The organism is Janthinobacterium fluminis (assembly GCF_028595325.1).
GTDB lineage: Bacteria > Pseudomonadota > Gammaproteobacteria > Burkholderiales > Burkholderiaceae_D > Janthinobacterium > Janthinobacterium fluminis.
Genome location: NZ_JAQQXR010000012.1, coordinates 67218 through 91145 on the forward strand (window position 1 = coordinate 67218; position 23928 = coordinate 91145).

The following is a 23928-nucleotide window of genomic DNA, read 5'->3' on the forward strand; positions in this document are numbered from 1 at the left end:
CCAGGCCGGCGCCCCGGCCTTAAAACTCATCCCACTCGTCGGCGCCCGCCGCCGCGCGCTTGCCCGGCACCGCCTTCAGCGCCGGCCTGGCGGCGGCGCGGCCGGCCGGCTGTTTGGCGGCCAGCGCGACCCGGCTTGGCACCGCCCGCTTCCTGGCCGGCGCCACGGACACCGCCTGGTGCGCGCCCGTCTTGAAGACGCTGACCAGTTGCGCCAGATTGGCCGCCTGATCCTGCATCGACTCCGCGGCGGCGGCGGCCTGCTCCACCAGCGCGGCGTTTTGCTGCGTCACCTGGTCCATCTGGATAACGGCCTGGTTGATCTGCTCGATGCCGGCGCTCTGCTCCTGGCCGGCGGCCATGATCTCGCTCATCACGTCGGTGACCCGGCGCACGCTCTCGACCACTTCCAGCATCGTCGAACCGGCCTGGTCGACCAGCTTGGTGCCGACCTCGACCTTCTCGACGGAGTCCCCGATCAAGCCCTTGATTTCCTTGGCGGCCGCGGCCGAGCGCTGCGCCAGATTGCGCACCTCCGAGGCGACGACGGCGAAACCGCGCCCCTGTTCGCCCGCCCTGGCCGCCTCGACGGCCGCGTTCAGCGCCAGGATATTCGTCTGGAAGGCGATGCCGTCGATGACGCCGATGATGTCGACGATTTTTTTCGAGGAATCGTTAATCGAGCTCATCGTATCGACCACCTGCGACACCACCGTCCCGCCGCGGGTGGCCACGTCGGACGCCGACGCCGCCAACTGGTTGGCCTGGCGGGCGTTGTCGGCGTTCTGTTTGACGGTGCTGGTCAGCTCTTCCATCGACGAGGCCGTCTCTTCCAGCGAGCTGGCCTGCTGCTCCGTGCGCGAGGACAGGTCCAGGTTGCCGGCGGCGATCTGGCTCGACGCCGTGGCGATGGTGTCGGTGCTGATGCGCACCTCGCCGACCAGCCGGGCCAGGTTGTCGCGCATGCCGCGCATCGCAAACAGCAGGCTGGACTGGTCGTGCGCCTTCAGGTCGATGGCCACGGCCAGGTCGCCGCCGGCGATCTGGCCGGCGATGTCGGCCGCATAGTCCGGTTCGCCGCCGAGTTGCTTCAGCACGCCCCGCGTAATCACCACAACCAGTACACAACCGACGGCCAGCGCCGCCAGCACGGCGCCGATCAGGAAGCGCACGGCAAACTCGTGGCCGCGTTCCATTTCCTCGACCGCGAGCTTGTTTTGCCGCTCCTGCAATTCGACCATGTCGCGCAATGCGGCAAACCACTTATCCTGCGGCCCCTGCAGCGACTGCTGCAAAAACTGCGTGGCCTCCTCCGTTTTGCCGGCGTCGACGAGGGCCACGACGTTGCCGAACAACGGCGTGCTTTCTTCGCGCCGCGCCTTGATTTCAGCGAACAATTGCTTGGCCTTGTCGGTGCGCACCAGCCCGCCCAGCGTGTCGGACGCTTCGTCGCTGCCCTTGCGCGCCTCGGCAAGCCGGGCCAGCATCGTCCGGCGGGAATCCTTGTCGGTGTACAGGATATAGTTGCGCACGGCGCGGGCCATGCGGTTCAGATTGCCCTCCATTTTGTTCGCCAGCGCAATTTTGACATTGTTTTCGTCGGTGATCGTGTCGATTCCCGCCTTCGTCGCCGCCAGCGCCGACCAGCCTATATACGCGATCATGACCATCATCAGGAGTAAGGCGCCGAATGCCAGCGCAAGGCGGGTGCCAATTTTCAGGTTGATCTTCATGCTGTCTCCGATGATGGTGGAAAGTGCGGGCTCAAGGGACCTGGCGGGTCCGAATCGATTGCAATAACAACGATCAACGCGGCGGGGAGTGGGCGGCGCTGGGCAGAACGATGCCGATCAAGGGCACTTGCGTGGCGGGGAGGAGCACGGCATATGGTAGTGAGTATGGTACGGCAAGTGATACCCGATGACGAGAAATTTATTGCCTCGGAAGCAGTGCATTCGGGCCTGCCACAACAGCCGGCGGACCGGCTCATGCCTGCCGGCCCAAGCGGCCGTCAACGAAGCACGGTGCACGCCTGCCACAGCGCAAAACCAAGCAGTAACAGGCCGGCGGTCCGGTTAATGGCGCGCATGGCGCGCGCGTCCATCTTGCGCCGCGCCGCCGACACGCCCAGGGTCAGCGTCAACCACCAGAGCGCCGAGCCGGACGCGACGCCGGCCAGCATCAGGCCGGCGGACGCCGGCGCCGCGCCCGCGGCGCCGCCCATCGCCGCGAATACGGCGATAAACGACAAGATTGTCATGGGATTGCTCAGCGTTAATGCGAATACGCTCAGGAAGGCCCGGCCGGCGGCCGGCGCGGCGGCGCCCGCCGCCATCGTGCCGGCGGGATCGGCGCGCAGCAATTGGACACCCATCCAACCGAGAAAGACGGCGCCGAACACGGCCAGCGGCGTGGCTAGCGCGACGAAAAACTGCGTCACCGCGACCAGGCCGAAAGCGCCGATGGCGCCATACACGCCGTCGGCCGCGGCCGCGCCGAGTCCGCTGACGAAACCGACGCGCGCGCCATGCGCCAGCGTGCGCTGAATGCAAAGCAGGCCGATAGGGCCGACCGGCGCGGCGATCGACAGGCCGATCAACACCGCCTTGAAAAATAGTAAAGTATCCACCGCATCCCTTTTGATCGTCGTCCAAGTTCGGAACAGTATGCCGCGTTGCGGCCGGGGCGGAAATGACAGGAATAAGGTGAAACTGCTAAGCTACCTGAATTATTCTCGAAAAATGCCAGGCCACCGCCATTTATGAAGATCGATGCGAAATCGCGCACAATTCTGGTCGCCATCCAGCGCGACGGCCGCATTGCGCTGAAAGCCCTTGCCGAGGAGTGCGGCCTGTCGCTGCCGGCCACGGCGGAGCGCCTGAAGCGGCTGGAGGAAGCCGGCATCGTGACGGGCTATCGCGCCGAGCTCAATGCCCAGGCGGCCGGCTACGGCGTGATGGCGATCATCGGCATGACCGCGCCGCAGATCTACAAGGCCAAGCTGGTCGCCGCCCTGCAGGCCATGCCGGAGGTGCTGGAATGCCTGCATGTGACCGGACAGGATTCGTTTTTGCTGCGCGTGCTGACAAGCGACATCGGCCACCTCGAACGTTTTGTCGCCAGCATCAACCATTTCGGCGAGACGCGGACGTCGATCGTGATGTCCGCGCCGATTCCCCTGCGCCCCATTACGCCCCTGCCCAGGGACTAGGCCCGCTTCGCCGCAACGTTGGCAAACGCGTATTTGCATGCCTTTAGCCGTCCAAACTTGTTATACTTGAAACCTTGAATATGGGAGCACACATGTCGCAAGAGATCGTTTTCGATAGCAATCTGCAATCGGCAAAAAACCTGGCATGGTGGTTGTACCTGATTCATGCCGTCACCTTCGTCTGCTCGCTGGGCGCTTTGTCGATTGTTCCCCTCATCGTCAATTACATCAAGCGCGACGACGCCGCCGGCACCTTCGTGGCAAGCCACCATACCTGGCAGATACGCTCGTTCTGGTGGTATCTGGTCTGGATCGTCGCCGGCGCCGTCCTGTTCGTGACGATCATCGGCATGCCGCTGGCCTGGCTGGTCTGGGGCGGCGCGTGGCTGTGGCGGGCTTACCGCCTGATCAAGGGCTTCCTCGACCTCAACAACAACCTGCCGATGCCGGTATAGCCCCCCGCCCTGAAAGCGCACGATGAGCAATCTACCGCTTGAGATCGAACACCACCTGACCGCCTTTGTCGCGGCGGCCAAGACCGCATTCGGCGCCGACCTGAGCGCCGTCGTCCTGTACGGCTCGGCGGCGGACGGCCAGATGCGCGCCACCTCGGACGTCAATCTGCTGCTGTTGCTGAAACGTTTCGAGCAGCCGGGGGCGGACGCGCTGCGCGAACCGCTGCGCCTGGCCCACGCGGCCATACAATTGCAGGCCATGTTCCTGCTCGACAGTGAGTTGGCCGCGGCGGCCGACGCCTTCGCCGTCAAGTTTTCCGACATCATCGTGCGCCACCGCGTGCTGCATGGCGCGGACCCGTTCGGCACCCTGCGCACCGCCCGCGAAGCCGTCCTGCGGCGCCTGAAGCAGGTGCTGCTGAACCAGCAATTGCGCATGCGCGAACGCTATGTGCTGCTCAGCCTGCGCGAAGAGCAACTGGTGGCCGCCATCGCCGACGCGGCGGCGCCGCTGCGCGCGGCCGCCGCCTCGCTGGCCCAGCTGGAAGGCCAACTGCCGCAGGCCGGCAAACAGGCGCTCGAAGCCTTCGTCGAGGCCCTCGACCAGCCGGCGCTGGCAACGGCGCTGCACCTCATGTCGACAGCGCGCGAGACGGACACCTTGGCGCCGGGAAGGGCCGCCCCGACCTTCCTCGCCCTGATGCACATCAACGAGCAGCTGCGCGCCCGCGCGGCGCGCCTGGCGTGAGCGCGGCATGAACCCGTTTTACTGGCAAGGCCCGCATTTCCTGCTGCTGTATTTTGCATTCGGCGGCGCCCTGTGCCTGGCCGTGCGCGGGCGCATCCGGCGCGCCGAAAGCGAGAATCCATACGCGCAACTGAGCATGGCCGGCGACCCGTACCAGATCGCCTTCCTGCGCGGCGGCGCCGGCGCGGCGGTCGAGGTCGCGACCATCGTCCTGATGGACCGCGGCCTGCTGCGCAATGACGGCGACACGCTGGCGGCAAGCAGCGCCGACGCCGGCCGCTACGCCAGCCGCGACCTGGAGCGCCAGGTGCTGGAGATTTACCAGAACCGGCCGGGCCAGGCCATCGTCGCGACTAGCCGCGCGCCCACCCTGCCGGCGTGCCGCGCCTACGAAGACGTGCTGACCCGCCATGAATTGCTGCAAGGGCCGCAGACGCGCGCCCGGCGCCGCACGCTGGTGCTGACGGGATGGGCGCTGCTGCTCGGCGTGGCCGGCGTGAAAGCCGCGCTCGCCCTCGCCCACGGCTACCACAATCTGTTTTTCCTGGTGCTGCTCAGCCTTGGCTTCTCGCTGATCCTGCTATTTCAACTCGTGCGGCCCAAGACCTGGGGCGCCATCAAGTTGCTGGCCGACCTGCGCATCCTGTTCGCCCGGCTGCGCGCCCGCGCCAGCCGGCTGCACGCGGGCGACGGCAGCGATGACCTGGCATTGCTGGCGGCCATCTTTGGCGTCGGCATGCTGCCGCTGTCCGTGTATCCCTTCATCGCCCAACTCTATCCGGCCTACAGTCCCGCGCACGCGCAGTCGGGCGACGGCGGCGGCAGCTCCGGCGACAGCGGCTCCGGCGGCGACAGCGGCGGCTCGTCCTGCGGCGGCGGCGGCGGTTGCGGCGGCTGTGGCAGTTAGTCCCGGCGACCGCGTCGGACTCGGCTGGCGCGGCGCGCTGGCCGCCGGCATCCTGGCCAATCTGCGCCACATTGACGTACTCGAGGTGATCGCCGACGACCATTACCGGGCCAGCGCCGCGGAGCTGCGGGCGCTGCGCCGGCTGGCGGCCCAGGTGCCGCTGAGCCTGCACAGCGTGGGTATGGGGCTGGCCTCGACAATTCCCGTCGAAACGCCGCGCCTGGAACGCATGCTGCGCCTGATGCGCGCCGTGGGTGCGGACTCGTGGTCGGAGCACCTGTCGTTTGTGCGCGCGCCCGGCGTCGAAATCGGCCACCTGGCGGCGCCGCCGCGCACGCCGCAGAGCGTGGCCGGCAGCATCGCCAACATCAGGCGGGCCTGCGCCGTCATCGGCAGCGCCCCGGCCATGGAAAACATCGCCACCTTGATCGCCCCGCCGGCCAGCCTGATGGACGAGCCCCAGTGGGTGGAAGCCATCGTCGAGGGCGCGGCCGTGCCGCTGCTGCTGGACCTGCACAATCTGTATGCGAACGCCGTCAATTTCGGCAAGGACCCGGCGGCGCAACTGCTGCGCATGCCGCTGCACCGGGTCGTCGCGGTGCACCTGAGCGGCGGCCACTGGATAGACGAACCGGGCAATGCGCAGCCGCCGCGCCGGCGCCTGCTCGACGACCACGTGCACGACGTGCCGCCGCCCGTGTTCGCGCTGCTGACCCTGCTGGCCAGCCACGCGCCGCAGCCGCTGACCGTCATTATCGAGCGCGACGGCAAATTCCCGCCGTTCGCGCACCTGCTCGACCAGCTGGCGCAGGCGCGCGCCGCGCTCAGCCTGGGGCGCGCCGCATGAGTTCGCCCGCCCTGGAAACCTTCCTGGCGCGGCTGTACACGGACGAAGCGCTGCGCCTGGCCTTCCTCGACGATCCGCACGGCGAGGCGCAGCGGCATGGCTTGCCGGCCCACGACGTGGCCGCGCTGCTGGCCATCGACAGGATCGGCCTGCAGATGGCGGCCGCCAGCTTCACGGCCAAGCGCGCCGGCCGCGCGCAACGTCCGCCGGCGCCCAGCCTGTGGCGGCGGCTGCTGCGCGGCTAGAGCCCGGGTCGGGCGAGGCCCGCGCTACAGCGCCGCGAAGGCCCTTTCGATGTCGGCGATCAGGTCGGCCGGGTCTTCCAGGCCGATATTGAAGCGCACCAACTGGCCGCCGGCCGGCCAATCCTTGCGCATCGCGGCGATGCGGTACGGCACGCACAGGCTGTTGGCGCCGCCCCAGCTCCAGCCTATCTTGAACAGCGTCAGCGCATCGACAAAGCGGTCGGTCTGCCGCTCGCTGTAGCGGGCGTCGAACAGCACGGAGAACAAACCGCCGGCGCCGCTGAAATCGCGCTTCCACACCGCATGGCCGGGGCAGTCCTCGAACGCCGGATGCAGCACCGTGGCAATTTCCGGGCGCCCCTTCAGCCAGGCCGCGACCCTGCGCGCGGCCGCGTCGTGGGCCTCGAAGCGCAGCTTCATCGACGCCAGCCCGCGCAGCACCAGATAGGCGTCGTCGGCGCCCACGCCCATGCCCAGGCGCATATGGGCCAGCGCCAGGCGCTCGTTCAATTGCCGGTCGCGCGTGATGAGCGCGCCCATCAGCACATCGGAGCCGCCCGACTGGTATTTCGTCAGCGCCTGCATGATGATGTCGACGCCCACGTCGAAGCCGCGCAGCGCCAGGCCGGCCGACCAGGTGTTGTCGAGCGCCACCAGCACGCCCCTGTCATGCGCGGCCTTGCAGATGGCCGGCAGGTCCGGCACCTCCATCGACACGGAACCGGGCGCCTCGGTCCAGATCAGCCGGGTGTTGGGCTGGATCAGCGCGGCGATGCCGGCGCCGATCAGGGGATCGTAATAGCGCGCCGTGACGCCGAAATCCTGCGACAGCCAGCGGCCAAGCTCGCGGTTCGGGTTGTAGACGTTTTCCGGCAGCAGCACATCGTCGCCACTCTTGAGCAGCGCGAAGTCGACCATCGCAATCGCCGCCAGGCCGCTGGGCGCCAGCAGGCAATACTTGCCGTCCTCGATCTCGGCCAGGCGCGCCTCCAGCGTGAACGTGGTCGGCGTGCCGTGCAGGCCGTAGGTGTAGCCGCTCTTGTCCTTCCACTGGCCGGAGCGCATCGAGGCGACGTCCTTGAACACCACGGTGGAGGCGTGGTGTATGGCGCTGGGAAAGGCGGCGAAGCCTTCCGGCGCCTTGTAGCCGGTGTGCACCAGCGTGGTCTGAAGCGATTTCTTGGTAGTCATGGCAACCCATAAAAAAAGGCGGACGGCGCATCGTGCCGGTCCGCCTTGTTAGCGATTACGCTTGCGCCACGCTTACGCGGCGGCCCACAGGTCATGGGCGTCCGCCGACGTCACTTCGACGTCGTAGAACTGGCCGACGACGAGCTTCTTGTGCGGTTCATACGGGCGCTTGACGTAGACGACGCCGTCGATTTCCGGCGCGTCGGCGCTGGAGCGGCCGATGGCGGAGCCATTTGCCTCGACCTCATCGATCAGCACGCGCACGGTCTTGCCGACCTTGGCCTGCAGGCGCTTCTTGGAAATTTCCTCCTGCAGCAGCATGACGCGGCCGCGGCGCTCCTCGCGCAGCTCTTCCGGCACCGGATTGGCGATCGCGTTGGCGGTCGCGCCTTCCACCGGCGAGTAGGCGAAGCAGCCGAGGCGGTCGATCTGCGCTTCCTTGAGGAAGTCCAGCAGATACTCGAATTCCGCTTCCGTCTCGCCCGGGAAACCGGCGATAAAAGTCGAGCGTATCGTCAAGTCCGGGTTCATCGCGCGCCAGCCCTGGATGCGCTCCAGGTTTTTCTCGCCGCTGGCCGGACGTTTCATGCGCTTGAGCACCTCCGGGTGGGCATGCTGCAGCGGCACGTCCAGATAAGGCAGAATATGGCCGCCGCTCATCATCGGAATGATCTCGTTGACGTGCGGATAAGGATAAACATAGTGCAGGCGCACCCAGGCGCCGTATTGCGCGGCCAGCTCGCCCAGCGCGCCGACCAGCTGCGTCATATGGGTCTTGACCGGGCGGCCGTTCCAGAAACCGGAGCGGAACTTGACGTCGACGCCGTAGGCGCTGGTGTCCTGCGAAATGACCAGCAATTCCTTGACGCCGGCCTTGAACAGGTTTTCCGCCTCCAGCATCAGCTCAGCGATGGGGCGCGACACCAGGTCGCCGCGCATCGACGGGATGATGCAGAAGCTGCAACGGTGGTTGCAGCCTTCGGAAATTTTCAGGTAGGCATAGTGTTTCGGCGTCAGCTTGACGCCCTGGGGCGGCAGCAGGTCGAAGAAAGGCGCGTGCGGCTTCGGCAAATACTTATGGACGGAATCCATCACCTCGCCAAGCGCGTGCGGGCCGGTCACGGACAAGACCTTCGGATGCACCTTCATGATGATGTCGTCGCCGGCGGCGTCTTTTTTCGCACCCAGACAGCCGGTCACGATGACCTTGCCGTTTTCAGCGAGCGCCTCGCCGATCGCGTCGAGCGACTCCTGCACGGCGGCGTCGATGAAGCCGCAGGTATTGACGATCACCAGATCGGCGCCATCATATGATTTCGCCGTCTCGTAGCCTTCGGCGCGCAACTGGGTCAGAATTTGTTCGGAATCGACCAACGCTTTCGGGCAGCCGAGGGACACAAACCCTACTTTCGGCGCCGCGCCGGTCATGGCCAGAACATTGTCTGGCTGGGCGGGTACTACGGGAATACGGGAAATGGAGGACATAGGTAGAGGCAGGCAAAAAATATGAGGCGAATCTGCTATTATACCTCGTCTACCGCATGCCTTACTGAACTAGTATCGCGAACTGTCGGCCTTGAGCGCCACCGCGCCGCTTTAACGCCGCTGGCAAGCGCGCCCGGACGTAGGGTGGGCAGATCTTGCCCCACCCTACTTGATGCGCCAACGAACTTGTGGATCAGGATACTAGCGAGCGGCTTACTTGGCCGCTTTCAGCGCCTGCAACTCGTCGCTCATCCGAACCCATCCGGCTCCCGCCTGGGCGTCCAGTTCCGGAGCATGCACGTCAACGCATCGAAATGCCTGGTCGTTTTTAAAGACTACCGCCCCCAAAGAATAAGCTTTTCCATCACGCAGGCAGGCAAGCGTTTTTTTTGATTTGCCTGCCGAATCAGGACTGGCCCGATGCGTTTCTGTTTTCTTTTCTTCAGCCCAGCAATAAGTCGCCTGGGAGGCAAGGATGAGTAAAGCAACGGTAGCTCTTACGCCCATACACTACTCCTTAATGTCAATAACCTTCTCGCCTCACAAGAATATTGGCGCGGATATTATTGGCGGTATGGCAGATCCCGTGGTTCCATCATAAACGGACGGCTCCAATAACCTCCGCCACCAGTGCTTGCGCCGCCAAAAGTAGGTCCCGACATGCATCGCTGATAGTAGCCCCCGCCAATACTCACGACCGCACCATAAGAAAAAGACTTACCATTGTAATCACATCCATTTGCACCCGAAACCGCCTCGATTTCAGTCGCACTTAATTCACGAACGCCATTGACCATCATCATATTCCTATGTGAAAGGCACTGCAAAATTGCAGTAAAAATATTGTAGCATGAGAAATATAGATTTTAAAGAAATATCCTTATGGCAATCCAACTTGGCATTTCGAAATAATACGGCAACTGATATGGGGGCTTAGCTCCACGCAATCATATTAAAATATCAACAATACGCTAGACTGGCACCCCGAATCATAGATATGACGAAAATTGCCCCGGCTTACGCCAGCTCGTGGCAGCACAAAGCTCGGAAATCGCCAATTATGCGGCGCCTCGGAAATTCCCTGCTCTGCACACTTGAAGCCGGCGTCCCCGTGCCGCCTTCAACAATCTCGCACAAGGAGGATACGTCGCCGCAATAGATGGGGAGCAGGACCTTGACCATCGTCGCCGGGCGCAACGACTTTCGCAAACCGTCACGGACGCTACGAAAACGAAATGCACTTATGCGTGAGCCGCACTGCACTCTGCCGCACAGACTCCCAGATCAACACTTCCGCACGGCTGCAATTTCCACCTTTTTTTATCTGTCGGAACCGGGAAGGGGAAGCTGCCGAACAGGTCTTTTCTCTGGTTTTGCATGTACTCTTGCCGGGGCTGAACGGCTTGAACTCGAAGGTGCCGGCGGCCGCGGCGCCTGGGGACAGACCACGATTTTCGGGAAATTATTTCCCGAAAATCGTGGTCTGTCCCCGGCTGTTATTTCTTGTCCGTGGGGACGGGAAGGGGAAGCTGCCGAACAGGCTTTTGCTTTGGTCGATGTAGTTGTTCATCATGCCCTGCATCATCAGACCCTGCACGTTCATGAACTGGGTCCACATCTCGGGGCTGAACGGCCTGCATTCGAAGGTGCCGGCGGCCGCGGCTCCTGGGGACAGACCACGATTTTCGGGAAATAATTTCCCGAAAATCGTGGTCTGTCCCCGGCTGGTTATTTCTTGTCAGTGGGGACGGGGAAGGGGAAGCTGCCGAACAGGTTTTTGCTCTGGTTTTGCATTTGCTCTTGCATCTGCACGAACAGGCTTTTGCTCTGGTCGATGTAGTTGTTCATCATGCCCTGCATCATCGGCCCCTGCACGTTCATGAACTGGGTCCACATCTCGGGGCTGAACGGCTTGCCTTCGAAGGTGCCGGCGGCCGTGCCGGTGAATTTGCTCTGGATGTCGGTGAAGGCTTGGACGTTCTTTTCCAGGTAGGATCCCATCATGCCCTGCATCGCGTGGCCGTAGTAGCGGATGATTTGCGACAGCACGACGCTGGAGAACATCGGCGCGCCGTTCGCCTCCTCTTCCAGAATGATCTGCAACAGGATGCTGCGCGTCAGGTCGTCATTGGTCTTGGCGTCGACGACGGTGAAGTCTTCGCTGTCGAGCACCAGTTGCTTGACGTCGGTCAGCGTGATGTACGAACTGGTTTGCGTGTCGTATAGACGGCGGTTCGGGTATTTCTTGATCAGGCGGTCAATGTTTTTTTTTGCACTACTCATCTCAAGTCCACTTATTGCGCCGCAGCGCGTACTGAAATAATCCGAAAAAAAGCGCACTTCGCTCTGCCTTCGCACCCCATCTGCGTTTTCTATTATAGGGTGGAAGGCAAGTGTTTTGCACATCGAACCATAAGATTACCACTTTTATTGCAACGCAACCAAAATAGCTACATTGCAAGACGATGGCCGCCGCGCGCCGCCGGGCGGAAAAACCGCCGCCGCACCCTCATTCGGCGCGGACTTTGACGTAACGCCCCGGCGCCGCCTCGATTGCCTTGTAGCGGCGGTTGCCCGGCTTGGCCGGCGCCTTGACGTCCTCGCCGCCGTGCTCGGCCAGGAAGCGCGCCCACTCCGGCCACCAGCTGCCGGGGTGCTCGGTGGCGCCGCGGAACCAGTCGTCGGCGCCCAGCGCCTTCGCCTTCGCGGGCCTGGCCGTGTCGTTGCTCCAGTAGCTGCGCTTGTTCTTCGCGGCGGGGTTGATGACGCCGGCAATGTGGCCCGAGGCGCCGAGGATGAAGCGGTTGGCGCGCGGCTTTTTCGGATTCAGCAAGGCCGTCGACGCGTAGGCCGCGCCCCACGGCACGATATGGTCTTCGCGCGAACCGAAGATAAAGGTCGGCACGTCGATGCTGGACAGGTCGACTTTTTCTCCCGCCACGGTCAGCTTGCCCGGCACGCGCAGGCTGTTTTCCAGGTAGGTGTGGCGCAGATACCAGCAGAACATCGGACCCGGCAGCCCGGTGCTGTCGGCGTTCCAGTACAGCAGGTCGAAGGCCGGCGGTTCGTTGCCTTTCAGGTAGTTCGACTGCACGTAGTTCCAGATCAGGTCGTTCGGCCGCAGGCTGGAGAAGGTGCTGGCCAGGTCGCTGCCGGGCAGCAGGCCGCCCTTGGCCAGCGTCTGCTCGCGCAGGCGCACCTGCGGTTCGTCGATGAACACGTCGAGCACGCCCGTGTCGGAGAAGTCGAGCAGGGTTGTCAGCAGCGTCAGGCTGGCCGCCGGGCTGGCGCCGCGCGCCTTCAGCACGGCCAGCGCCGTGGCGATGATGGTGCCGCCGACGCAGAAGCCGAAGGCGTTGACCTGGTCCTGGCCGGAGATCTCCCGCGTCACGCGCAGCGCCTCGATGGCGCCGCGCTCAATATAGTCGTCCCAGGTGATGTGCCCCATCGTCTTGTCGGGATTGCGCCAGGACATCAGGAACACGGTGTTGCCCTGCTCCACAGCGTAACGCACCAGCGAATTTTCCGGCTGCAAGTCGAGGATGTAGAATTTGTTGATGCACGGCGGCACCATCAACAGCGGGCGCGCGTGCACGGACGCCGTGGCGGGCGTGTACTGGATCAGCTGGAACAAATCGTTTTCGAACACCACCGTGCCCGCCGTCGTCGCGACGTTGCGGCCGACCTCGAAGGCGGACTCGTCGGATTGGGAAATGCGCCCTTTCTGCATGTCGGCCAGCATGTTCGCCAAGCCCTTGGTCAGGCTCTCGCCCTTGCTCTCGATGACTTTTTGCTGCGCCTCGGGATTGGTCGCGAGGAAGTTGGCGGGCGACATGGCGTCGACGACTTGCTGCACGGCGAAACGGATTTTCTGCTTCTGGTGCGGCGTGGCCTGCACCGCGTCGGCCAGGGCCATTAAAAATTCGCCGTTAAGCAGGTATGATGCGGCATTGTAGGCCGACAGCGGATTTTCGCGCCAGGCCGGCGCGGCGAAGCGGCGGTCGCTCAGCTGCGGCGTCTTGCCGGCGATGAACTCGCCCCACAAGGCGCCCAGCTTGCCCATGTAGTCGTTTTTCAGCTGGTCCAGCAGCTCCGGCTTGATGCTTGCGCCGGCATCCTGCAGGATGGCGGCGAGCGGGTTCGCCTGTGCCTCCGGGGCCACCTGGAACCAGGTTTTCCACTGGTCCGCGTCATTCAGCTGCGCTATCCACGCATTGGCCATCACTTGAGGATCGGGCATATTCATATGTTTGAGTCCATTTAAAAATGAAAAAATCTATCTTTACCAAGGCTGCTGTATGCTGATCGTCGCTGTTGCATGGATTTATGTGGTCGGGCTGATGGCCCTGACCGAACCCTCCGTCGTCGCCGGAATCATGACGTTTTTAATCTACTGTGTGGTGCCTCTGTCAATACTATTCTATCTGACCGGCTCGCGCCGGCGTAAAAATAAGCGCGCCCAGGCGGAAAAAAACCCGCCTCCCGTCGAGTAAGACAGAAGCCGGGCACGATAATCCTCTTTCCCGCTGGCCTACTTGCGCCAGATCAAACTCGCCTGCCTTCCCGTCACGCCATCCCGCCGATACGAGTAAAAGCGGGCCGCGTCCGACACCGTGCAGAACTCGCCGCCGGCAATGCGTCCGACGCCGTCGCGCCGCAGCACGCTGCGCGCCAGGGCATAGATGTCGGCCAGGTATTTGCCGGGCCGGCCGGGCAGCGGCGCGAACGCCGCCTCGACCTCGGCCAGCGCGCCGGCGCCCTCGGCGCCGGCGCGGAACGCTTGCAGCACGTCGGCGCCGACCTCGAACTGGCTGGGGCCGATCGCCGGTCCCAGCCAGGCCAGGATGTCGCCGGCGCCGGCGCCGCGCATCGCCCGCACGGTGTGCGCCAGCACGCCGCCGGCCAGGCCGCGCCAGCCGGCGTGCGCCGCCGCCACCACCTTGCCGTCGGCGTCGCAAAACAGCACGGGCAGGCAGTCGGCCGTCAGGATCGCGCAGACGGCGCCGCGCGCGGCCGTGAAACTGGCGTCGGCCTCGGGCGCATGGCCCGGGACGATGTCGGACGCGTCCAGCGCGGCGCTGCCGTGCACCTGCGTCAACCAGGCCGGCTGGGTCGGCAGCACGCCCTGCAGCAGATAGCGGTTGCGCTGCACCAGATCGGCCCGGTCGCCCACGTGCACGCCCAGATTCAAGCCGCCGCCGCCCTGCCCGTCGCCATACGGCGCCGGACTGACGCCGCCGCCGCGCAGCGTCGACAGCGCGCCGATGTTGGCGGGCGCGTCCGGCCAGTGCGGCAACAGGAAAGGCGTCGCCATCGTCACAGCAGCTCGGGTTCGGCGATGCCGGCTTCGGCGATCAGGCCGGCGAAGTCGGCGGCCAGCGGCACCAGCCATTCGCAGTGTTCGCCCGTGCCCGGATGCACCAGGCCGAGGCGACGCGCTTGCAGGGCCTGGCGCGGGAAGATCGACACCAGATGCGACTTGCCGTACAAGGCGTCGCCGACCAGCGAAAAGCCCAGCGATTGCATGTGGACGCGGATCTGGTGGGTGCGGCCCGTTTCGAGGCGGCATTGCATCAGGCTGACGGGGCGGCGGTCCAGCATGCCCGACGCCACCAGCGCGTAGTGGGTGATGGCCGGTTTCGCCGTGAAGTTCTCCGACACGGCCATCTTGATACGGTCGCGCGGGTGGCGCGCCATCGACGCGTCGATGGTGCCGCTAAGCTTGGGCGTGCCCCACACCAGCGCGAAATACTCGCGCTTGACGGTGCGCGCGGCCAGTTGGCGCACCAGGTCCGTCTGCGCGGCCAGTGTCTTGCCGACCACCATCAGGCCGCTGGTGTCCTTGTCGAGGCGGTGGACGATGCCGGCGCGCGGCACGCCGGCCAGTTGCGGGCAGTGGTGCAGCAGGCCGTTGAGCAAGGTGCCGGACCAGTTGCCGGCGCCCGGATGGACCACCAGACCGGCCGGTTTGTTGATGACGATGATATGCTCGTCCTCGTGGACGATATTCAATTCCAGCGCTTCCGGCTTAAAAGCCTCGTCTTCCGGCGCACTTTGGGGCAGAATGACAATCTTTTCGTCGCCGTAGGCGGTCATCTTGGTCGTCGCCACCTTGCCGTCGACGCTGACGAAGCCCGCGTCCATCCACAGTTGCAGGCGGCTGCGGGAGAATTGCGGCACCAATTTGGCTATGACTTTATCGAGGCGCTGGCCGCATGCGGACGGCGTCAATTCCAGTTCAATCGGCGCCATCGAATCGATGGCGTCGTCGGCGTCGTCGGCCATCAAATCGACATCGAGCTCGTCTTCGGGTTCGTGGTGAGACAGGGGGGCAGCCACATTCGGCTTTGGAGTTAATATCACGGCATTCCCATCGGCTATAATCAGCCTATTGTAAAAACTTGGTTAAAACCTTCTTGCAAAACCTCATGCAAAAAAAATTATCGTTGGTTGTCGCTTCATTCGTTCTGCTCGGTTTGTCCGCTTGCAGCTTGTTGCCCGAAAAAATTGATGAGACCAAAGGCTGGTCGGCAACGAAATTATACTCGGAGGCGCGCGAGGAAATGGCCGGGCAGCACTACGACCGTGCCATCCAGCTGTTCGGAAAACTCGAATCGAGCTACCCGTTCGGCGTTTACGCCCAGCAGGCGCAGATGGAAGTGGCCTACGCCAACTACAAATCCGGCGACCAGGCGCAGGCGCTGGCGGCCGTGGAGCGCTTCATCAAGTTGCACCCGAACCACGCCAATGTTGACTACATGTACTACCTGCGCGGCTTGATCAACTTCAACGACCAGATCGGCTTCCTGAATTTCATTTACGAGCAAGACCCGACCGAGCGCGACCCGAAGGCGACGCGCGAAGCGTTTGCCGCGTTCAAGCAACTGGTCGACAAGTTCCCGAACAGCCAGTATACGCCGGACGCGATCCAGCGCATGAACTACCTGATCAACGCGATGGCCCAGTACGAAGTGCACGTGGCGCGCTACTACTACCGCCGCGAAGCCTATCTGGCGTCGGTGAACCGCGCGCAAAGCGCCATCAACGACTTCCGCGACTCGCCGGCGATCGAAGAGGCGCTGTTCATCATGATGCGCGGCTACGACAAGCTGGGCATGACGGAATTGCGCGACGACACGCAGCGCGTGCTGACGAAGAACTTCCCGAACAGCCGCTTCCTGGGCGCCAACGCCGGCCAGATAGAAAAGAAATGGTGGAAATTCTGGCAGTAACAAACAACCGGGGCCAGCCCCGGTTTTTTATTGCCGCCGGCCCTCAGTCGGCCACGCGGCGGCGGAAGACCCAGGACTTGTCGTCCGAATCCTTCTTGTCGAAGGCGTAGCCGCCGACCGTGAAACCCTGCAACTGCAGCGGGTCGCGTATGCCCTTGACGGCGGCATAGCGGGCCAGCATGCCGCGGGCCCGCTTGGCATAGAAGGAAATGATTTTGTATTTGCCGTTTTTCCAATCCTCGAACACGGGCGAAATGACTGGCACCGCCAGATTGCGCGGCTTGACGGACTTGAAATACTCCTCCGAGGCCAGGTTGACCAGCACCTTGGCGCCCTGCTCCGCCGCGCTGCGGTTGAGCGCGTCGGTGATGGTGTCGCCCCAGAACGCGTACAAATCCTTGCCGCGCGGATTGGCCAGGCGGGTCCCCATCTCCAGCCGGTGCGGGTGGATCATGTCGAGCGGGCGCAGCAGGCCATACAGGCCGGACAGGATGCGCACATGCGACTGCGCATAGTCGAGCTGGGCCGGTTTCAGGCTGCGCGCGTCGAGGCCGGCGTAGACGTCGCCGTTGAAGGCCATGACGGCCTGGCGCGCCTCGTCGAGATCCGGCGTCCACGAGGCGTAGCGCGCCACGTTGAGCGCCGACAAGGCGTCCGAAATGCCCATCAGGCTGCCGACCTGGGCCGGTGTAAACTGGCGCATCTGCTCGATCAGCACGGCGGAATGGTCGAGAAAGTCTGGTTTGCTATGCAACTTGGTGGTCGGGGGCGTCTCCAGGTCGAGACTTTTGGCGGGCGAAAGCACAATCAACATAAGAATCCGATACACATCCATAGAATAGAATTGCCGACATGATACCTGCTCCGAAACGCATCGTCCTCGACACCAATGTTTGCCTCGACCTGTTCGTCTTCAACGACCCGCGCTGGGCCGCCCTGCTGGCCGCCATCGAAAGCGGCGCCGTGCAGGCGATCACGCGCGCGGACTGCCGGATGGAATATCTGGTCGTGCTGAACTACCCCCACCTGCCGCTCGACGAAGCGAGCCGGGCCGTCAGCGCGGCCCGCTTCGACGCGCTCATCAGCGTGGTGGAGCCGGCCGTGTCCGGCGTGCGCCTGCCCGTCTGCACCGACAAGGACGACCAGAAATTCCTCGAACTGGCGCGCGACGCCAGCGCCGACATCCTGATCACCAAGGATAAGGCTTTGCTGAAGCTGGCGCGCAAGACCGCCAGGGCCGGCATGTTCAAGATCATCGTGCCGGAGGCGTGGAGCCTGGGTCTGTTGACTGATATGCATCCCTGAGGAGGGGCGGCGCGGCCCGGAAAAACAGCCCGGCGGGCGCGGCTGGATTTACGCAACATGCTCCGCTGGAATGGCACACCGAACCCGGCCGCCTGCGCTAGAATAGCTGCACTGACTTTTATCCGCGTATCCATGAACAGCCCTTACATACCGCCCTTGACGCCCACGCTGCAAAGCCGTCTGCCGGCCGTCGGCACCACCATTTTCACGCGCATGTCGACGCTGGCGGCCGAGCACGGCGCCGTCAACCTGGGCCAGGGCTTCCCCGACTTCGACTGCGAAGCCAAGCTTGTCGATATGGTCAGCGAGGCGATGCGCGCCGGCCACAACCAGTATCCGATGATGCCCGGCGTGCCGGCGCTGCGCGAAGCCATCGCGCAAAAGATCGCCGCGCTGTACGGCCGCGCCTATGATGCCGCCAGCGAGATCACCGTCACCTCCGGAGCCACCGAGGCGCTGACGACGGCGATCCTGTGCTGCGTCCATCCGGGCGACGAGGTCATCGTCATCGAGCCGGCCTACGACAGCTACCTGCCGGCCATTGCGCTGGCCGGCGGCGTGCCGGTGACGGTGTCGATGGAAGTGGGGCCGCAAGGGTATTTCGTGCCGTGGGATAAGGTCAGCGCCGCCGTCGGCGCGCGCACGCGGCTGATCATCATCAACTCGCCGCACAATCCGACCGGCTCTATCCTGCGCCGCGCCGACATCGACGCGCTGGCCGACATCGTGCGCGGCAGCAACGTGCTGATCCTGTCCGACGAGGTCTACGAACACATGGTCTACGACGGCGCGCCGCACGAATCGCTGTGCCGCCACGCGGAGCTGGCCGCACGCAGCTTCGTCGTTTCCAGCTTCGGCAAGACCTACCACGTGACCGGCTGGAAAGTCGGCTATGTGGCCGCACCGGCCGCGCTGAGCGCCGAGTTCCGCAAGGTGCACCAGTACAACGTTTTCACCGTCAACACGCCGATGCAGCACGGCCTGGCCAACTATATGGCCGACCCGGCGCCCTATCTCGACCTGCCGGCGTTTTACCAGCGCAAGCGCGACCTGTTCCGCGACGGCTTGCGGGGCAGCCGCTTCGAGCTGCTGCCGGCCGACGGCACCTATTTCCAGTGCGTCCGGTACGAGGCCATCTCGACGGCGACGGAAACCGCATTCGCCGAATGGCTGACCAGCGACATCAAGGTCGCGGCCATCCCCGTGTCGGCGTTTTACCAGCAGGGCAAGGAGTCGGGCATCGTGCGCTTTTGCTTTGCCAAGCAGGACGAGACGCTGCAACTGGCGCTGGAGCGGCTGGCGCGGATTTAGCACGGCCGGCGGCGGCCGGCGCAACAGGCAGGGCGCGCCGGGCCGAGGCTGGCCGGCGCGGGTGGGCGACACGACAAGCGGGACACATCATGGTTCAACGGCGCATCAACCTTTCCGACCTCCATCCCGACACGCCGCTGGCGTGGGACCTGTACGGCGCCGACCCGTCCGGCGCGCCGCTGCTGCACAAGGGGCAACTGCTGTCCGACCTGGGCCAGATCGACAAACTGCTGTCGGCCGGCTTGTACATTCTCGACGAGGCACAGCCGTCCGTGCTGCACCTGCTCAACGAAGCGAACAAACGCCTGGAAGGCTTGCTGCACGAGCTGCGCAGCAAACACAATGCCGAGCGCGAACTGCGCGACATCGCCCGTCATGTGCTGCACGCCTTCGAGCTGAACCCGGACATCGCGCTGGCCTGCGTCTTCCTGAACCAGATCGCCGGCACCTATGCCGTGCGCCACTGCATCGAAACGGCGCTGGTCGCCATTCTCGTGGCCCAGGGCATGCGCAAGACCCACCACGACATGCTGGTCATCACCGCCGCCGCGCTGACGATGAATGTCGGCATGCTGCGCCACAACGACAATTTCCAGAACAGGCAGACGCCGCTGACGCGCGAGGAAATGGACATCGTCCGGCGCCACCCGGAAGAAAGCGCCGACCTGCTCAAATGCGCCGGCGTCGACGACGAGGAGTGGATTTCCTGCGTGATGCTGCACCACGAAAACGACGACGGCAGCGGCTATCCGGACGGTAAAACCAGCGAAGAAATCACCGAGAACGCCAAACTAATCGGGCTGGCGGACCGCTACTGCGCCCACGTTTCGGCGCGCAACTACCGGCGCTCGATGCTGCCGGAACAGGCGCTGCGCAACATCTTCATCGACAGCGCGCAGCAAATCGACCCGGGGCTGGCCGAGCAATTCGTCAGGCAACTGGGCCACTATCCGCCCGGCAGCCTGGTGCGCCTGCACAACGGCGAAATCGGCGTCGTCACCGGCCGCGCGGGCGAGCGCGGCGGCGTCCGCGTGCACGCGCTGCGCGACGCGGCCGGCCTCGCCATCCCCGCCGCCGCGCTGCCGTTCGCGGCGCAGCGCAGCACCAGCGAACCGGAGTTCGCCATCGCCGAGGCGCTCCACGAAGACCAGGCCGGCGTGCGCTTCAGCATGAAAAATATCTGGGGCGAGCAGGCCCGGCTTTAATATCCGCGCCGTCCGGCCCAATGCGGCGGACGCGGGACTTAGCGGGCCAGCTGCTGCAGCTTGCGCTCGACGAATGCCAGTAACTCGGGCGTCATGTTTGGCGCCGATTTGGCGCGGGCGAAAGCCTCTTTCGCCTCGCCCGCGCGCTGTTCGGCAAGCAGCGAGATGCCCAGCCCCATCCACCAGACGCCGTTTTGCGGCGCGCCGCGCAGGGCCAGTTCGTACTGCTCGACGGCTTCCCTGTGGCGTTGATCGTGCTGCAGCACGCCGGCCAGGAAGGCACGGTACTCGCCGTTGCCGGACGCGAACGGCAACGTCCGCATCAGGGTGTCGACCGCGCCGCCGCCCTTCTCCACCTGCAGCCGCGCCAGCATCATCGCCATCGCCGCCTGATTCGGGTCTTGCGCCAGTCCCAATTGCATCTGGCGCGTGGCGTCGTCCTGGCGCTTGTTTTCCAGCAGCAGGCGGATCAATGTCTCGCGCGCGCCCTGGTGGCGCGGCTCGATCGCCAGCGTCTGCTCCAGTCCCGCAAGCGATTCCGTCACGCGGCCTTCCTGCAGCGCACCCAATGCGCGGCGGTAACTGTTATCGGCGCGCTGCTGGGCGCTGGTTTCTTTGCCCTGGATGGGCAGCGGCGCGGCGCTGGCCGTTACAGGCGCTTCGGCACGGGCCACAGGCGCGGGCTTCGGCGCTTTCTCGGCGCTGACGCGTTCCGGCTTTGCCGCGCCGGCCTGCTTCACGGCTTCGGGCGCGGGCGCCGCAATGGGGGGCGGCAGGGCGGCGCTCGGCGGGCTGGCCGGCTGCGGCGCGGGGATGGCTGCCTGTACCGGCGCGGCGGGCGCGGGTATCGCCGGCGCGACGACCGCCGCAACAGGCGCCGGCGGCGCGGCGGAACGATGCAGGAAATGCCAGCCCAGCGCGGCGCCACCGCCAGCCAGCAGCGCCAGCGCGCCGATCATTGGCAGGCGCCACGACGCGGCCCGCTCGGGCGGCGGCACCGGCCGCACCGCAGTCTGCGGTTGGCCCGGCGGCTTGCCCCGGGCGTCGAGGTCCTGCAACATTTTATTGATTAAACTCATTGGCTCAGCATCCAGGTTGTGCCGCACGCGGCGATGACCAGGCCGGTCCCGGCCAGCCACCACGGCCAGCGCCGGCGCCTGGCCGGCAGAGTGTCCTTGGCGGCCACGCCGACGTGGCCGCGCCCCACTTGCTGACGGCCTTCGCCGTAGCACAGCATCAGCGATTTGTGTGCGAGGATGTTAACCAGACGGGGGATGCCGCCGCTGGCCGAGAACAATTTCGCCACGGCGCCACGGCTAAACAGGCGGCTGCCCGTGAAGCCGGCCACGCGCAGCCGGTGGGCGAGGTAGTATTCGACGTCGTCGCGGCTCAGCGGCCCCAGGTGATAGTGGAAGGTAATACGCTGCGCCAGCTGGCGGATCGAATCGAGCTCCAGGTGGCGGTTCAACTCCGGCTGGCCGAACAGGACAATTTGCAGCAGCTTGCGTTTTTCCGTTTCCAGGTTGGTCAGCAGGCGCAGCGCTTCCAGGCTGTCGATCGGGATGGCCTGCGCCTCGTCCAGACACAGCAGCACGCGCTTGTCCTGCGCCGCCAGTTCCATCAGCCGGTTGGTGATCGACTTCAGCAATTGGTGCTGGTCGACGTCCTTCTCCAGCTTCAAACCCAGCTCGTCGGCCAGCGCCAGCATCAGCGTACGCGGCTCCAGGTAGGGGTTGGGAATGTAGGCCGTGACGAAGTCGGCGCCCAGCGTCGCCATGAATTTGCGGCACAGCAGCGTCTTGCCGGTGCCGACCTCGCCGGTGATCTTGATGAAGCCTTCGCCGTTCCTGGCCGCCACCAGCAGCGTGTTCAGCGCCTCCTGCGAATGCGGGCTGGTGAAGAAGAAGCTGGTGTCGGGCGTGATGCTGAACGGCACTTCACGCAAGCCGAAATGGGCCTGGTACATTTATTGGCGCTCCAACTGGCGCGGGTCCAGGTTCTGGATGCGCCGGCCCGCGTCCAGCAAGTCCTGGTTCCAGTCGCTGCCGGACTCGACGATGGTCGGGCGGATCAACACGACCAGTTCGCGTTTTTGCGTGACGTCGCCGGTGTTGCGGAACAGCGCGCCCAATCCCGGCACATTGCCCACGCCCGGCACTTGCGAGCGGTCCGAGGTCGTCGACTGGCGCATCAGGCCGCCGATGGCGACGACGCGGCCGTCCTGCCCCCGCACCATGCTGTCCATTTCGGAGGTGTTCGACGAGGCCAGCGGCAGGTTCAGCACGCCGGCGCTGCCCAGGTTGACGCCCTTGTTGATGGTGCTGACCTGGCTGACGGACGGGTGCACGTGCAGGATGATGTTGCCGCGGTCGTCGATTTGCGGCGTGACGTCGAGCACGACGCCGGAGAAGAACGGTTGCAGCGTGACGCTGGGCGACGTCGTCGAGGCGCCCGTGCCGGTGGTGTTGGTGGTGGTGCTGACGCCGGTGACGAAGAATTCGTCGGTGCCGATTTTCAGCACGGCTTTCTGGTTGTTCAGCGTGGCGATACGCGGGCTCGACAGCACGTGCACGGTGCCCTGGGATTCGAGGAAGGAGATCAGCGCCGTGAAATTGCTGGTCTGCAAGGCCAGGCCAAACAGCGAGCCGGTGGCGCCCGCCGCCGCGCCCAGCGAGAAGCCGGTGCTGGCGACGATGCCGGCAGGGCCGCCGCTGGTCAGGGGCGGCGGTTGGCCGCCGTTGAACGGCAGCGGCGCCAGCGTCGTGCCCGGCGTCAGGAAGCCGGTCGAGACGCGGTTGTCGTGGCCGCTGCGGAAGGAGGCGAACGAGGCCCAGTTGATGCCGCTCTGGAAGCTGCTGTTGAGCTCCACTTCGAGGATTTTCGCTTCCAGTATCACTTGGCGGTCGACCGACAACTGGGTCGCCTTGAGGTAGCGGTCGACGTTGCGCAGCTCGTCGGGCATGGCGCGGATGACGATGACGCCCGATTGCGGGCTGATGACGACGCTGCGCTTGTCCGTGCCGGCGCCGGCGCCGGTGCCGACGATGGCCTCCAGCGACATTTTCAGCTCGCCCCAGAAGTCGCTGTTGGAGCGCGTCGTGACGTTGCTCGCATCGCGCTGCTGGTTGTTGGTTCCGCTGGAATTCTGCTCGTCGTTGCTGTTGTTGCCGTTGTTCTGGTTATTGTTATTCTGGTTATTGTTGTTCTGGTTGTTATTGTTGTTCGCGTTCGCCACCGAGGTCGACGACACCCGCAGGTTCGACGTGCCGCGCCGGCTGGCCGTCAGGTAGTTGACCTGGAACATGCGCGTTTGCATCGTCAGCGGCTTGATGTAGATGCGCGTGCCCTCGACCTTGTAATCGTAGCCGTACAACTCGCGCACGGCGTCGAGCGTCTCGAACAGCGTCACGTCCTTCAGGTTCGCGCTGATGAGGCCGCTGACCTCCGGGTGCACCAGCATATTGTAGCGGGTGCCGGCCACGACGGAATTGAAGAACTGGTGCACCGGCACGTTGTTGAAGGCGACGTTGAAGCGCTCGTCGAGGGCCACGCGGGCCTTCGGCAATTGCTCGGCCAGTTGCGCCACCGGCGGCAGCAAGGCGTTGGCCACGGCGTCGACTGGCGCCACCGGCGCGGGCTTGCCGACGGCTGCCGCCATCTGCGCGTTGATCTCGTTGTAGGTGTCGCGTTTCGGTGCCGTGTTGCAGGCGCTCAGGCCCAGCACGGCGCCGGCAACGCCGGCCATCACGAATAATTTTTGCATGCTTTGTCGTTCTCTATTGTTATG

24 protein-coding genes and 1 pseudogene are annotated in these 23928 nt (G+C 64.6%); 11 read left to right on the plus strand and 14 right to left on the minus strand.

Annotated features, from left to right (window positions below; translation table 11 throughout):
* Nucleotides 1-19: 19 nt before the first annotated feature.
* A complete protein-coding gene (locus OIK44_RS22510; protein WP_273674114.1) occupies nt 20-1732 on the minus strand; it encodes a methyl-accepting chemotaxis protein in 1713 nt (570 codons plus the stop codon).
* Between the two features lie 278 nt (nt 1733-2010).
* Nucleotides 2011-2628, minus strand: a complete 618-nt coding sequence (locus OIK44_RS22515; RefSeq protein WP_273674116.1) for a LysE family translocator — start codon at nt 2626-2628, stop codon at nt 2011-2013.
* Between the two features lie 132 nt (nt 2629-2760).
* On the opposite strand from OIK44_RS22515, the gene OIK44_RS22520 reads away from it, so the two are divergent.
* The 6 genes from OIK44_RS22520 to OIK44_RS22545 all read left to right on the plus strand — a co-directional run bounded on the left by OIK44_RS22520 (nt 2761) and on the right by OIK44_RS22545 (nt 6412).
* Complete coding sequence (locus OIK44_RS22520) at nt 2761-3210, plus strand: Lrp/AsnC family transcriptional regulator (protein WP_273674117.1); 450 nt, start codon at nt 2761-2763, stop codon at nt 3208-3210.
* A gap of 92 nt (nt 3211-3302) precedes the next feature.
* A complete protein-coding gene (locus OIK44_RS22525; protein WP_273674118.1) occupies nt 3303-3665 on the plus strand; it encodes a DUF4870 family protein in 363 nt (120 codons plus the stop codon).
* A gap of 22 nt (nt 3666-3687) precedes the next feature.
* Nucleotides 3688-4413 (plus strand): nucleotidyltransferase family protein, encoded by a 726-nt coding sequence (locus OIK44_RS22530; RefSeq protein ID WP_273674120.1) that lies wholly within the window; start codon nt 3688-3690, stop codon nt 4411-4413.
* A 7-nt stretch (nt 4414-4420) separates the two neighbouring features.
* On the plus strand, nt 4421-5320 hold the full coding sequence (locus tag OIK44_RS22535) for a TIGR04222 domain-containing membrane protein (protein WP_273674122.1): 900 nt from the start codon (nt 4421-4423) through the stop codon (nt 5318-5320).
* Complete coding sequence (locus OIK44_RS22540; RefSeq protein ID WP_273674124.1) at nt 5310-6167, plus strand: MbnB/TglH/ChrH family RiPP precursor modification enzyme; 858 nt, start codon at nt 5310-5312, stop codon at nt 6165-6167. Before OIK44_RS22535 ends, OIK44_RS22540 begins: the two co-directional genes overlap by 11 nt.
* Nucleotides 6164-6412 carry a hypothetical protein gene (locus OIK44_RS22545; protein ID WP_273674126.1) on the plus strand — a complete coding sequence of 83 codons (249 nt, stop codon included), beginning with the start codon at nt 6164-6166 and terminating at the stop codon, nt 6410-6412. Before OIK44_RS22540 ends, OIK44_RS22545 begins: the two co-directional genes overlap by 4 nt.
* 24 nt (nt 6413-6436) lie before the next feature.
* Here OIK44_RS22545 and OIK44_RS22550 read toward each other — a convergent pair whose 3' ends face one another.
* From OIK44_RS22550 to phaC, 6 genes and pseudogenes are all read right to left on the minus strand, one after another.
* The gene (locus tag OIK44_RS22550; RefSeq protein ID WP_273674128.1) at nt 6437-7603 is read right to left on the minus strand and encodes a cystathionine beta-lyase; all 1167 of its coding nucleotides are present in this window, start codon (nt 7601-7603) and stop codon (nt 6437-6439) included.
* Between the two features lie 72 nt (nt 7604-7675).
* Nucleotides 7676-9031 carry a 30S ribosomal protein S12 methylthiotransferase RimO gene (gene rimO, locus OIK44_RS22555; RefSeq protein ID WP_273674179.1) on the minus strand — a complete coding sequence of 452 codons (1356 nt, stop codon included), beginning with the start codon at nt 9029-9031 and terminating at the stop codon, nt 7676-7678.
* Between the two features lie 270 nt (nt 9032-9301).
* Nucleotides 9302-9595 carry a hypothetical protein gene (locus tag OIK44_RS22560; RefSeq protein ID WP_273674129.1) on the minus strand — a complete coding sequence of 98 codons (294 nt, stop codon included), beginning with the start codon at nt 9593-9595 and terminating at the stop codon, nt 9302-9304.
* Nucleotides 9596-10550: 955 nt separating this feature from the next.
* Nucleotides 10551-10739: pseudogene (locus OIK44_RS25730) on the minus strand (PHB accumulation regulatory domain-containing protein); the annotation flags it as partial.
* Nucleotides 10740-10816: 77 nt separating this feature from the next.
* A complete protein-coding gene (gene phaR, locus OIK44_RS22570) occupies nt 10817-11371 on the minus strand; it encodes a polyhydroxyalkanoate synthesis repressor PhaR (RefSeq protein ID WP_273674131.1) in 555 nt (184 codons plus the stop codon).
* Between the two features lie 226 nt (nt 11372-11597).
* Nucleotides 11598-13334, minus strand: a complete 1737-nt coding sequence (gene phaC / locus OIK44_RS22575) for a class I poly(R)-hydroxyalkanoic acid synthase (protein ID WP_273674133.1) — start codon at nt 13332-13334, stop codon at nt 11598-11600.
* Between the two features lie 52 nt (nt 13335-13386).
* Between phaC and OIK44_RS22580 the strand changes: the two genes are divergently transcribed.
* Nucleotides 13387-13581: a hypothetical protein gene (locus OIK44_RS22580; RefSeq protein WP_273674135.1), complete on the plus strand. Its 195-nt coding sequence runs from the start codon at nt 13387-13389 to the stop codon at nt 13579-13581.
* Between the two features lie 38 nt (nt 13582-13619).
* Here OIK44_RS22580 and pgeF read toward each other — a convergent pair whose 3' ends face one another.
* Nucleotides 13620-14402, minus strand: a complete 783-nt coding sequence (gene pgeF / locus OIK44_RS22585; RefSeq protein ID WP_273674136.1) for a peptidoglycan editing factor PgeF — start codon at nt 14400-14402, stop codon at nt 13620-13622.
* A 2-nt stretch (nt 14403-14404) separates the two neighbouring features.
* On the minus strand, nt 14405-15373 hold the full coding sequence (locus tag OIK44_RS22590) for an RluA family pseudouridine synthase (protein ID WP_273674181.1): 969 nt from the start codon (nt 15371-15373) through the stop codon (nt 14405-14407).
* Between the two features lie 143 nt (nt 15374-15516).
* On the opposite strand from OIK44_RS22590, the gene OIK44_RS22595 reads away from it, so the two are divergent.
* Nucleotides 15517-16320: an outer membrane protein assembly factor BamD gene (locus OIK44_RS22595; protein ID WP_273674137.1), complete on the plus strand. Its 804-nt coding sequence runs from the start codon at nt 15517-15519 to the stop codon at nt 16318-16320.
* A gap of 43 nt (nt 16321-16363) precedes the next feature.
* Here the strand turns inward: OIK44_RS22595 and yaaA are convergent, their stop codons facing one another.
* Nucleotides 16364-17134 (minus strand): peroxide stress protein YaaA, encoded by a 771-nt coding sequence (gene yaaA, locus OIK44_RS22600; protein WP_273674138.1) that lies wholly within the window; start codon nt 17132-17134, stop codon nt 16364-16366.
* 38 nt (nt 17135-17172) lie between these two features.
* On the opposite strand from yaaA, the gene OIK44_RS22605 reads away from it, so the two are divergent.
* The 3 genes from OIK44_RS22605 (at nt 17173) to OIK44_RS22615 (ending at nt 20141) form a co-directional block, all read left to right on the plus strand.
* The gene (locus tag OIK44_RS22605) at nt 17173-17625 is read left to right on the plus strand and encodes a putative toxin-antitoxin system toxin component, PIN family (protein ID WP_273674140.1); all 453 of its coding nucleotides are present in this window, start codon (nt 17173-17175) and stop codon (nt 17623-17625) included.
* A gap of 132 nt (nt 17626-17757) precedes the next feature.
* Nucleotides 17758-18936: a pyridoxal phosphate-dependent aminotransferase gene (locus OIK44_RS22610; protein ID WP_273674141.1), complete on the plus strand. Its 1179-nt coding sequence runs from the start codon at nt 17758-17760 to the stop codon at nt 18934-18936.
* Between the two features lie 89 nt (nt 18937-19025).
* Nucleotides 19026-20141: an HD-GYP domain-containing protein gene (locus tag OIK44_RS22615; RefSeq protein ID WP_273674142.1), complete on the plus strand. Its 1116-nt coding sequence runs from the start codon at nt 19026-19028 to the stop codon at nt 20139-20141.
* Between the two features lie 38 nt (nt 20142-20179).
* Here OIK44_RS22615 and OIK44_RS22620 read toward each other — a convergent pair whose 3' ends face one another.
* From OIK44_RS22620 to mshL, 3 genes are read right to left on the minus strand one after another with little or no spacing between them, the layout of a single operon-like run.
* Nucleotides 20180-21220 carry a tetratricopeptide repeat protein gene (locus OIK44_RS22620; RefSeq protein ID WP_273674143.1) on the minus strand — a complete coding sequence of 347 codons (1041 nt, stop codon included), beginning with the start codon at nt 21218-21220 and terminating at the stop codon, nt 20180-20182.
* On the minus strand, nt 21217-22107 hold the full coding sequence (locus OIK44_RS22625) for an ExeA family protein (protein ID WP_273674144.1): 891 nt from the start codon (nt 22105-22107) through the stop codon (nt 21217-21219). The genes OIK44_RS22620 and OIK44_RS22625 overlap by 4 nt, the downstream gene beginning before the upstream one ends.
* Nucleotides 22108-23904 carry a pilus (MSHA type) biogenesis protein MshL gene (gene mshL / locus OIK44_RS22630; protein ID WP_273674146.1) on the minus strand — a complete coding sequence of 599 codons (1797 nt, stop codon included), beginning with the start codon at nt 23902-23904 and terminating at the stop codon, nt 22108-22110.
* Nucleotides 23905-23928 lie beyond the last annotated feature (24 nt).